Below are 10,827 nucleotides of genomic sequence, written 5' to 3' on the forward strand. Positions count from 1 at the left end.
GTATTTTTGCATGATTTTAATTAGCAACTTCCAATCAATAAAATTTGGATTGAATTGCTTGCAAACCAAAAGATGCAAAATGCAAACTATAGAAATGGGGAGTTCGTATTGGATGGTCATACCGAGTTTCATTGGGGATTGCTAGCTGTGAATCTCCTCTTGGTACTGCTGCTTGTCTTTCTAAATGGTGTATTTGTGGCCGCAGAATTTTCGTTGGTCAAAATGCGCCAATCCCGATTGACGCAGCTCCAAAGCGAGGGTCATCGCCTGGCAGGCTATGCGCTGAAGGTGAACCAAAAGTTGGATGCTTATCTGTCCGCCACCCAATTGGGCATTACGCTGGCTTCATTGGGCTTGGGTTGGATTGGAGAGCCAGCAATATCCGGCTACCTGATAGAGCCACTCATGCACAAACTCGGTGTAACTGACGGTACACTGATTACAACGGTATCCGTTATCGTCGGATTTTGCGTAATTACCTTTTTGCATATCGTATTGGGGGAACTGGCGCCAAAGTCCTTAGCGATTCAGAAGACCGAAGGTGTGGCGTTGTTTTTATCGGCGCCTTTGCTGCTTTTTTATAAGGTCTTTCTGCCTGTGATCTGGGTATTGAATGCTGCGGCAAATTTACTGTTGCGTGCATTCGGCATTCAGCCGGCGAGTGAAGCCGAAGCGGCTCATTCGGAGGAAGAGATTCGTATATTGATGAATCAGAGCGCCAAAAGCGGTGTGATTGATAAGGACGAAATTAAGCTGATGGATAATATTTTTGATTTTTCTGACTTGCTTGCCCGCGAAATCATGCTGCCGCGTACAGATATGGATTGTTTGTACACGAATTTGTCGTTTAAGGAAAATCTCAAGATTATCAGCGAGACCAAGCATTCCCGCTACCCGGTAGCGGTTGAGGATAAAGACCAGATTATCGGTTTTGTCCATATTACGGATCTTCTGCTAGCTGAGCAGGGAGAGCAACTGGATCTGGCTTCGGTGGTACGTCCTATTTTGAATGTGCCGGAGTCCATGGAAGTGAGTCACGTGCTACGCCTTATGCAGAAAAAACATTCCCAAATGACTCTCGTGGTAGATGAGTACGGCGGAACGGCCGGGCTGCTGACAGCGGAGGAAATTTTGGAGGAAATCGTCGGGGATCTCTATGATGAATTTGAGGATGAACGCCCGAGCGTGGAAATGAAGGAGAACTTCATCTCTGTGGACGGTCGTATGCTCATTGAGGATGTCAATGATTTGACTGGAGTGAATATTGAAGACGACGAGGTGGATTCCATCGGGGGATGGCTGTTCAAGGAATTGGAAGGCATTCCGGTGAAAGGGAAGAAAATTGAGTTTTATAACCTTACCTTTGAGGTGGAGGAAGCAACAAGGCTTCGCATAATGAGAGTGAAGATTCACCGCAAGCCTGAGCCTGTGATTGAAGATGAGCTTTCTACCGATTGATTCCTGATCCACAGAGATAGGTAAGATCAGTTGAGGTATGTAAGTTATTATAGAGTGCTGAAGAAAGAGCCTTTAGAGCCACGTACCGTGGTTTTAAAGGCTCTTTTTTGATTAGAAACAGTTCTATAGTTATTTTCTTTGAACAATTATTTTTATCTGTGATTTTTTGTTCGAGACTTGGGCGATGCGGCATATGTTGAATAGTAAAGCAGATGGATCAATCAAAGGAGGTCCCGGCCCGTGAAATTTCCACAGCAAGGTGAGTATGCCCCGTTTGTCGGCCCGTTCGATCCGTGTCCACCCGTCCTGTGCAAGACTTATGTGCTTCCGCCAAACTTATTTGTACAATTTCAGCCCCCTGGTCTACCGCAATTCAGTCCAGATGAGGCGCTGACGAAGGGGACACTATGGCCTCTACTTTACAGCCCTTATGAGCCTATGAGAAACCATGGGGGAGGCGAATAGAATGGAGAATCCAAAACAGGGTCAGTCCCCAAACCCATTCCAACAGCAAATTCAGCATGAGAGTGGGTATCAACAGCCGAATCCATATCAAAGCCCTTATTCAAATCCGTATTCATACCAGAACCAGTATCAGAGCCAAGCTCAGGACTATAGTCAAGCCGGAAACCCAGCCCAAGGCTGCACGCCCCAAACCAAGCCGGGTGATGCCCAGTTTTATGCGCTGTTGGAGAAGCTTCAGGCGGTAGATTTTGTATTGGTGGAACTGAATTTGTATCTCAATACACACCCGGATGATTTACAGGCTATCGAACAGTTCAATAAGCTGACGCAGGAAAGAACGGCGATTGCTAACGAGTACCAGATCTTATATGGGCCTTTACAAAATTTTGGCCGTGCCTATTCCAAGTATCCTTGGGAATGGAACCAAACTCCTTGGCCGTGGCAGGTCTAGGTAGGTACAACCTTTTATAAAGGAGGAACATGAATGTGGGTATATGAGAAAAAACTGCAATATCCCGTAAGTGTCAGCAAATGTGATCCTCATATGGCCAAACTGCTTATGGAGCAGTATGGTGGAGCGGATGGCGAGCTGGCGGCGGCTTTGCGGTATCTGAATCAGCGGTATACGATTCCGGATAAGGTTATCGGCGTACTTAATGATATAGGTACGGAAGAATTTGCGCACCTCGAAATGATTGCGACTATGATTTACAAGCTGACCAAGGATGCGAGTGTAGAGCAAATGAAGGCAGCCGGGCTGGGGGAATATTATGCGGCGCATGATCATGCGCTGTATTACCAGAGCGCAGGCGGAGTTCCTTTTACAGCGACCTATTTTCAAGCCAAGGGTGATCCAATTGCGGATTTGTATGAGGATATTGCGGCAGAAGAAAAGGCGAGAGCTACATATCAGTGGCTGATTGATTTAACCGATGATGTGGATTTGCAGGATAGTCTGAAGTTTCTGCGTGAACGCGAAATAATCCATTCGCTCCGTTTCCATGAGTCTGTGGAAATTTTGAAGGGGGAAAGAGACCGGAAGAAAGTGTTCTGAGAAAATGATACACAAGGTCTCTTGGTGAGCTTAAGCTTGCAGGAGACTTTTTTCTTTTGAAGTCATCTAAGCTATGAAATGGTCGTTCTCAAGGAGTAGCAATGGGCATTTTGTATATAAGAGGGGGCAAAAATAAAAGCCCCCAAAAATTGCAGGCTGTCAGCCCGGGTATCGTGCCGAGCACATATCGGCATGATGACTAAAAGGCCGGCTACATTAAACGACCTTCCCTGGCGCGTCTTTCTCATCCCTATTGCTTCAGTTGTGCAAAATATTGCTCGTTATATAACACGCTTGGATGGGTAGGATGGTGCAACTGAGCGATGCGATGATGCGATTTTGCCTTTTCGATGTCACCGATTCGGTCGTAACACAGGCATAATTGCAAGTGTGGAAACCAGGTATAGTACGAGGAATTGGTTAAGGCCATCACATCTTGTGGAGGCTCTATCAGCGTCGCCTGACGAAACCAGTAAATGGCTTGAGTATACTGCTCATCTTCAATGAACAAATTGCCAAAGGCACAGCAGAACTGTGCGCGTGGTACATCAAGGTTAAGTGTGCGAAGCAGAGCCATACGCTGCTCCTGTTTTTGACCCTGGTGAGCGTAGCAATCCGCTAGCTTAAAGCAAGCAGCAATCCGATCTTCAATCCATCCGAGATCTAGACCCAGATAGTGTTTGTACTGCTGGATGGCTTCTAGTATGCGTCCGTTATCATAAAGTTCATTAGCGAAGTAGTAGTGATCTCGTTCAGAAAATGCGGTGCCTTGCTCCCGATGCTTGAGATAGATATGCAAATTACGATCAGTGTAAGCACGTGTCTTTTTATGAGTCACCGCCATATTACTGTGAAAGGTACTGCCTGTCACATTCAGGAATTCGTGAACAAATCCGATCCATCTGAATTTACGATCACGTCGCACCATTCGGTTTCTTTTGAGCTTATGCAGCGGCTGCCCCTGTTCATCTACAGATAGCACATAATCCATCGTAATGCTGTCATACGAGACGGTGGCTTGTTTTTTCCAGTCGAGAAATGCCAGTCGGTCTTGCTCTTCTAAGATGTCGTCGGCATCCAGCCAAAATTGATATTCCTGTGTTGCCTGATCAAACGCATAATTGCGGGCTGCGGAAAAATCATCACACCATTCAAAAGGGTATATCCGAGCGTTGAACGATGCAGCTACCTCTTGGGTACTGTCGGTAGAGCCAGTATCAACGATAATGATTTCATCTACCAGGTCATGGACTGATTTCAGACAGGTATGAAGTGCTTCTTCTTCATTTTTGACAATCATACATAAGCTGACAGTTACCATGCTCTTTGTCCCTCCCAAAAAACTTGATATAATCTCCATTTTATGTAGGATAGCTTGCTCATTATGTAGTAATTCCGATGGAGCATTTAGAGGATGTGTAATGATCATAAATTCAAACTTGCTCTAATAAATTAGAAAATCAAAGTCTGATATGAAGGGGGAGGAGATTGTGCGAAATTCGATATTATCAAGTGCGACCGGGAAATAAATTTGATGGCTAAATGTAGTTGGAAAACAGGTGAAAAACAGAAAAAAGGCAGTTAACTGGATGTTAAGGTTGTATTTTTGTATTGATGTCGTTTTTATTGATATTTCCAGGTGTAAGTCCATTCCTACCACGCTCACTCCCATATCGCTTGGTCGCAATTATGGTATGCCTTAGGACATGGAGGGAGAACGGTTTATGAGGCTTCTACCTGATGGAGGCGTTGAATCATGCGTATACTAATCGGTAGCCCGGTGCACCAGAAACCGGAAACATTGTCTTTATTTCTTCAAGCTTTGGAGCGACTGGAGGCACCTGACGTGCTGCCCGATTATTTATTTGTCGATGATAATGACAATCCGACTTCAAGCCAATGGCTTGCCGATTTTTCTAATCGACTGCCAGGCAGGGTTTTGCCCTTGTTGACAGGCTCACAGCAAGTGGAGAACCGAAGTGATGAGCACACTCATTATTGGCCGCCTGCCCTCGTCTGGAAAGTGGCTGATTTTAAAAATCGTCTTATTGATTATGCACTTCAGCATAATTATGACGCGCTGTTTTTGGTCGATTCAGACCTGATTCTCCATTCCCGTACCTTATGTAAACTGGTAGAGGCGGAGAAGGATATTGTATCTGAGATTTTCTGGACACGCTGGCAGCCGGAGGGGCCTCTATTGCCTCAGGTGTGGGTTAGTGATGAATATAATTTGTTCCATCGTGAAGAAGGCGAAGTGTTGTCGGCAGAGGAGCGAGCGCAACGCGAGTTGCATTTCATACACCAATTGCACGTTCCTGGTTTGTACGAGGTGGGTGGTCTAGGCGCTTGCACCCTAATCCGCAGACGTGCACTGGAAGCAGGGATTCACTTTGGTAAAATCAAAAACGTTTCCTATTGGGGAGAAGATCGACATTTCTGTATTCGGGCAGCTGCATTTGGATTTCCACTTTTTGTAGATACACACTATCCGGCGATGCATCTGTACCGGGAAGCGGATAGAATAAAGGCAGAGCAGCTACTATTCACCCTAAAGTATTTTACAACGAGTGCTGTTCATACGGACCATTCAGAACATTTAGCATATCTGGATCACTCCGATACTTCTACTAACTCTCCTGCCTTCAATCGTTCTGCATCATCAAGTCCCTCTAAGTTCCCTGAACCTCCTGTTATACCGTATGATCTCCGTGAGTCAGCTGTCTTTGCCAAGTACACTGCAGATTCTTTTGCTGTACCACAAACATTCTCTGGTCCACGACAAAGTGAACTTCATACGCCGCCTGTCTCCAAACCCAAATTGACGCTGACCATGACGGTATACAATGAGGCAGATCGCAAGCTCATTGACGTGCTGCGGAGTCATCGGGAATATATTGATGAAGCGGTCATTATTGATGATGGCAGTCAGGATGATAGCGGAGAGTTGTGCCGCGAGATCCTGAAGGGAATCCCATTGCGTTTAATACGCAATGAAACAGCTTCTTTTACCAATGAATTAGAGCTGCGAAAACAGCAGTGGAGAGAGACGTTGGCATCCTCTCCCGAATGGATATTAAACATGGACGCTGACGAAATGTTCGAATCCCGTTTTGCTCAAGGGGTACATTCGTTGTTAGCAGGAACGAAAGCGGATACGATTTGTTTCAGGTTGTTTGATATGTGGACTTCCACGCATTATCGCGATGATGATTATTGGCAGGCTCATCAGTATTACCGTCCTTTTTTAATTCGATATAAGGAAGGGTTTTCTTATAAATGGAAGGAGCAGTCCTTGCACTGTGGGAGATTTCCCGAAAATGTGCTTGACCTACCCAGTGAAATCAGCAACTACCGCATCCAGCATTGGGGATGGTGTACACCTGCTATTCGCATGGCCAAATTTCAGCGATACCAGTTGCTTGATCCAAGTGCTCGTTATGGCTGGAAAGAGCAATATGAATCTATTTTGGACCCGAACCCCCGACTCACGCTTTGGGTAGATCAGGACAACATAAATGCAGAAAAAGAAACTGCACCAGAGTATGAAGCTGCCGATGATGTGAACGCCATGGATGTTGCTGAGATTGCGAGTGTCCAGGTTATTAATAATTCCGACCTACAAATAAAAAGTGAAACAAAGGACTTACTTTATAGTAAATGCAAACTGTGTGGCTCATCCGACACGGCAGTATTTCATAGCTATGAACGCTTTACCTTGATGGGATGCGGCTCCTGCGGATTGGTTTTTCGTAATGATGTGGATCATATACAGCCAGAGGATATGATTGCAAAAATTTATAATGCCGAATGGGTTGCTATGCGGGATAGTGCAGCAACTTCAACTTATGGAGATCATGCCCTTTTTGGACTCATGCTGCTGGATATGTTCAGTACCAGTAAAGGAAAATTGCTTGAGATTGGATCAGGTACCGGAGAATTTATTCATGCTGCCCTTCAAGCCGGCTGGGATGCAGTGGGCATTGAACCTTCCATAGACTCGCGTGCTTACGCCAAATACAAATATGACGTGGATTTATTGCCGGGTTATTGGGGCGATGAAGCCGAAGAAGATACTCAAACCGAAGAAGCACATGAAATACAGGAATTGAATGAAGAACAAGAAGCAGAAGAAGATACTGACTTATCACTGGATCACAAATACGAGGCCGTAGCATGCTGGCATGTGCTGGAGCACATTGCGGACCCTGTTACATTTTTGACAGATTTACGCGAACAGCTTCAACCTGACGGGACGTTGTATATTACGGTGCCCAACAAAAACTCGTTCACCAATGAGGCTTATGGTGTTTATTCGCCTTTATTTACGGAGGAAGATCATTTGTATCATTATTCTGAGCATACGCTTGCGCTCTTACTGGAAAAGTCTGGCTTCCGCCCAGTGGCTATGTTCACCCGCCAACTTCCCTCTGGTTTGGATGCCCTGCTGCAAGCCCATCCTTTGTACGGTGAGCTTGCCTTTACGGAGCAAATGGGATTGTTAGCCAAACTTCAAGGCGAGAAACGGGGTCATGAACTGTGCTGTGTCGCAAGAGTAATTTAATCATCCCTAAAAGGAGGCAGCATCCATGAACATGTCTGACCCGTATCTGTCTCGCTTTTTTGTATATTCTGATCCCAACTCCTCCAGCATGATTTACAGACTCCCCCAAAGCTGGTGGAGTCGCCCCTATGAGTATGAGTGGTGTCTTCAATTTATGTCTAGGCAAGATACAGTGCTGGACGCAGCATGTGGAATCCCACATCCATTCAAATTTGAGTTGGCCCGCCGTTGCGCTCAGGTCTATGCCTGCGATCTGGATATTCGGATCATTTCCGTGGATGCCATTTTGGCCGAGGTGCGGCGGGATATCGGAGAGGAGGCTGCCGAGCGCATTCAGGAGATTTTGCCAGTTCGGCTCCACTCCGCACATGCCAATCTGACGGCTCTGCCCTATGAGGATGCCAGTTTTGACAAAATTGTATGTATTTCGGTGCTGGAGCATTTAACACCTGATGAATCTTTGGCAGCCTTACGTGAATTTCACCGGACCTTACGCGATGACGGAATGCTTCTGCTGACGTTTGATTACCCTACAGTGGACCTGTTAGCGATGGAGCAATGGATAGAGCAGGCGGGATTTTCGTATTGGAATGGTGTGGATCTCAAGCTTCCACGGGGTGCTTTACACACGGATATGTGGGGTGGTTTGCATTGTTTCAGGACTGTTTTAAAAAAATATAAGAGTTAGCGGTATGCGCAATGAGGTTTACACGGACCTCTCTTATTGCTTATCATGAGAGGGGTTAGAGTTGTAAACCTACATAGGAAAGGAATGACTGATAACTACATGAACAATGCACCTGTGTTGAAGAAACCTGAGGCTATGGTATTTGATATGGACGGTACACTTTTTCAGACGGAGACGCTATTGCTTCCTGCGTACCACAAGCTGTTTGATACGCTGCGCGCCGAAGGGCTTTATGAAGGAGAGACTCCTCCCGAGGAGCTTATTTTGAATAGTTTGGGCATGCTGCTGGATGAAATCTGGAGAAGAGTGATGCCGGAAGCCAGCGAAGCGGCCCATAGAAGAGCGGACGAGCTGCTGCTTCAGCTGGAACTGGAAGGATTGAAGAACGGAAGTCATGCCCTGTATCCACATGTAAAAGAAACACTCCAGACCCTTCATGAGCAAGGTGTTCGATTGTTCGTAGCCAGTAACGGGCTGGAGGACTATGTAAAGGGGATCGCTGCTGCGTATGAAATGGTTCCCATTTTTGAAGGACTGTACAGTGCTGGGGAGTACAGCACGCTTTCCAAAGTGAATTTGCTGGAAATTCTGTTGAGCAAGCACGATATTTCGAACGTATGGATGGTAGGAGATCGTTCCTCAGATGTGGAAGCAGGCAAAAAGAACGGACAGACGGTGATCGGTTGCGCTTATGCTGGATTTGGTGTGAACGATGAGTTGAAGGGGTCCGATGCGATTATTACAGACTTTACGCAACTGCTTACACTTTATAAAAACGCCGAGTAACTGTGAAACACAGGTAATTGGTTATAAATAGGCTCGACGCACCATATAATTAAAACATGCTGGTACTGTCGGGCAGACGAAAAAAGAAAGGAAGGCAGCCACTTTACGTGGAGCCTTCCTTTGTCTTATTCTCTGTCTTATTCTCTGTCTTATTTTCTGCTTTATCTTCTATTTTATCTTCTGCTTTGTAGTCCGTCTGAGGCTTAGGATTAATTTGTGTGTGGTAGACCCACAAAGCATATTCCATGGGCTTGGCGATGGAACGGCGATAGGTTTCTTTTTCACCAATACGTGAAAAGACCTCACGGGCTGGCTTCGGGTTGACTTCCAGCACGTATATATGACCGTCCTTATTAATTGCCAAATCGAGCGCAAGCTCGCACAATGCCCCGTAGCTTTCTTCCAGATATGCAGCGATGTCCAGTCCGAGTTTTTCCCCTTGCTTGATGATTTTCTCTCTATGGCTTTCATCACGAATCCATTGCGTCAGCAATTGGCTCATCGGTACCGCCTTGCCTCCACCATGCAGGTTGGAAGTGACACTCCGATGTGCCCCGATTCGCCCGGCGCATCCGGTTAGCTCCCATACTCCTTGGCTATTTTTCTGTACCAGCATACGGTAATCATGGACTCTGCCATTCGGCAACTGCACAGGAATGCCTTCCTGAACAATGTAGTTATCCATGTTCCAGCTGCTCAGACGCGGCTCCAGACGGTCTAGACGTACCCGCTGCTGGGGAATAATATGGCGTTTGCGATTGCGGCCCTCAATCAGATACAGGCCTCCTTGCTTGTTAACAGGTTCAATACGTAAAATGCCGCGGCCTCCCGTACCGTTAATCGGCTTGAGGTACACTAGTGAATTCTGTTTAAGCATCCGTTTTACACTATGAAATCCACTGAACAGCTCTGTTGCAGGCAAATGGGCGCGAAAGGCAGACCTCCTCGCAAGCTGCTGATGAATGACCCACTTGTTACTCAGCGGTCGGTTTAAATATACAAGGTCTGTGTATTGCAATCGGAACTGCTTCAACTGACGATATCGCTCACTGCGCTGTACCCGGCAACGGTCGAAAATCATATCTGGAAACTCTCGCCATTTTCGGGTCCATTTTCCGCTGTGTGGATCATAGATTTGGGCAAGGAGCAGCCTGCGATCCTTGTGGACATCTGCAGGAGTGAATACATACATATCCAGTCCCAGCCTTTTCCCTTCTGCAATCATGCGCTCATATATGTCGCGCTCCTCCAATTGCTTCTTGTTGTTCAAATACAAGGTCATGATGCCTAGGACAGGTTTTGGCACAGCATTCCACCTTCCTCTGCCGTCTGCTTATCTTGGGATAACTCCCCGTGAAATATCAGCGTGGGTTTCCCGGTCGGTCCAGTCGTCATTTCGTGCGCAACAAGTCCAGCGCGGAAACAGGTTTTGAGACTGGACATATTGTCGGCGGCTACGCTGCACGTCAGACGGCGCAGCTGTTTGAGCTGGGCGGACAGCAGTCTAGCGCCCAGTCTGCGGCCCCGGTAAAGCGGACGAACAATTACGATGCAAGCATCCTTCCCGTAATTCAGAGCGAGGGAAAATCCCGCAATCCGCAGCCCCTTCTCCGTGCGCACATATGCGCACAAGAGGGAGGAGCCGGGGGTGTTCAATAGCTCGGGCGTTAAAACTGCCAACTGCCGCAGAGCATTACGAGTAATGCGCATGCCCCCTGAACTGCGGGCCAAAAACAGCAACTGTCGTCGTCTCAGTAGCCAGCTCCGGGCAGGCAAATGTTGAACATCGCTAATTTGCGGCATGATTCCACT

The 10,827-nt window shown here is 46.7% G+C and carries 10 protein-coding genes; 7 read left to right on the forward strand and 3 right to left on the reverse strand.

Annotated elements, in window-relative coordinates; genetic code table 11:
- Nucleotides 1-108: 108 nt before the first annotated feature.
- The 4 genes from NSQ58_RS21845 (at nt 109) to NSQ58_RS21860 (ending at nt 2,977) form a co-directional block, all read left to right on the forward strand.
- Complete coding sequence (locus NSQ58_RS21845) at nt 109-1,458, forward strand: hemolysin family protein (protein WP_023987891.1); 1,350 nt, start codon at nt 109-111, stop codon at nt 1,456-1,458.
- Between the two features lie 240 nt (nt 1,459-1,698).
- Nucleotides 1,699-1,923: a spore coat associated protein CotJA gene (locus tag NSQ58_RS21850; RefSeq protein WP_023987892.1), complete on the forward strand. Its 225-nt coding sequence runs from the start codon at nt 1,699-1,701 to the stop codon at nt 1,921-1,923.
- A 1-nt stretch (nt 1,924) separates the two neighbouring features.
- Nucleotides 1,925-2,374: a spore coat protein CotJB gene (locus NSQ58_RS21855; protein WP_023987893.1), complete on the forward strand. Its 450-nt coding sequence runs from the start codon at nt 1,925-1,927 to the stop codon at nt 2,372-2,374.
- A gap of 33 nt (nt 2,375-2,407) precedes the next feature.
- Entirely contained in the window at nt 2,408-2,977 is a 570-nt protein-coding gene (locus NSQ58_RS21860) for a manganese catalase family protein (protein ID WP_341058192.1), read from the forward strand.
- A gap of 250 nt (nt 2,978-3,227) precedes the next feature.
- Here the strand turns inward: NSQ58_RS21860 and NSQ58_RS21865 are convergent, their stop codons facing one another.
- Nucleotides 3,228-4,298 (reverse strand): glycosyltransferase family 2 protein, encoded by a 1,071-nt coding sequence (locus NSQ58_RS21865; protein ID WP_023987894.1) that lies wholly within the window; start codon nt 4,296-4,298, stop codon nt 3,228-3,230.
- Between the two features lie 435 nt (nt 4,299-4,733).
- Here NSQ58_RS21865 and NSQ58_RS21870 point away from each other — a divergent pair, with 435 nt between their 5' ends.
- The 3 genes from NSQ58_RS21870 (at nt 4,734) to NSQ58_RS21880 (ending at nt 9,015) form a co-directional block, all read left to right on the forward strand.
- The gene (locus NSQ58_RS21870) at nt 4,734-7,541 is read left to right on the forward strand and encodes a bifunctional glycosyltransferase/class I SAM-dependent methyltransferase (protein WP_076294936.1); all 2,808 of its coding nucleotides are present in this window, start codon (nt 4,734-4,736) and stop codon (nt 7,539-7,541) included.
- Nucleotides 7,542-7,566: 25 nt separating this feature from the next.
- A complete protein-coding gene (locus NSQ58_RS21875; protein WP_341058193.1) occupies nt 7,567-8,229 on the forward strand; it encodes a class I SAM-dependent methyltransferase in 663 nt (220 codons plus the stop codon).
- Between the two features lie 84 nt (nt 8,230-8,313).
- The gene (locus tag NSQ58_RS21880) at nt 8,314-9,015 is read left to right on the forward strand and encodes an HAD family hydrolase (protein ID WP_013309571.1); all 702 of its coding nucleotides are present in this window, start codon (nt 8,314-8,316) and stop codon (nt 9,013-9,015) included.
- Between the two features lie 103 nt (nt 9,016-9,118).
- Here the strand turns inward: NSQ58_RS21880 and NSQ58_RS21885 are convergent, their stop codons facing one another.
- Nucleotides 9,119-10,321, reverse strand: a complete 1,203-nt coding sequence (locus NSQ58_RS21885; protein WP_341058194.1) for a YheC/YheD family endospore coat-associated protein — start codon at nt 10,319-10,321, stop codon at nt 9,119-9,121.
- Complete coding sequence (locus NSQ58_RS21890) at nt 10,303-10,818, reverse strand: GNAT family N-acetyltransferase (protein ID WP_023987899.1); 516 nt, start codon at nt 10,816-10,818, stop codon at nt 10,303-10,305. The genes NSQ58_RS21885 and NSQ58_RS21890 overlap by 19 nt, the downstream gene beginning before the upstream one ends.
- Nucleotides 10,819-10,827 lie beyond the last annotated feature (9 nt).

Source organism: Paenibacillus sp. FSL M7-0134, from assembly GCF_038007865.1.
Lineage (GTDB): Bacteria > Bacillota > Bacilli > Paenibacillales > Paenibacillaceae > Paenibacillus > Paenibacillus polymyxa_B.

Coding starts and splice junctions, on each gene's coding strand:
- NSQ58_RS21855 (WP_023987893.1), top strand. CDS start 1,925: ATGGAGAATCCAAAACAGGGTCAGTCCCCAAACCCATTCCAACAGCAA.
- NSQ58_RS21870 (WP_076294936.1), top strand. CDS start 4,734: ATGCGTATACTAATCGGTAGCCCGGTGCACCAGAAACCGGAAACATTG.
- NSQ58_RS21860 (WP_341058192.1), top strand. CDS start 2,408: ATGTGGGTATATGAGAAAAAACTGCAATATCCCGTAAGTGTCAGCAAA.
- NSQ58_RS21865 (WP_023987894.1), bottom strand. CDS start 4,298: ATGGTAACTGTCAGCTTATGTATGATTGTCAAAAATGAAGAAGAAGCA.
- NSQ58_RS21875 (WP_341058193.1), top strand. CDS start 7,567: ATGAACATGTCTGACCCGTATCTGTCTCGCTTTTTTGTATATTCTGAT.
- NSQ58_RS21880 (WP_013309571.1), top strand. CDS start 8,314: ATGACTGATAACTACATGAACAATGCACCTGTGTTGAAGAAACCTGAG.
- NSQ58_RS21890 (WP_023987899.1), bottom strand. CDS start 10,818: ATGCCGCAAATTAGCGATGTTCAACATTTGCCTGCCCGGAGCTGGCTA.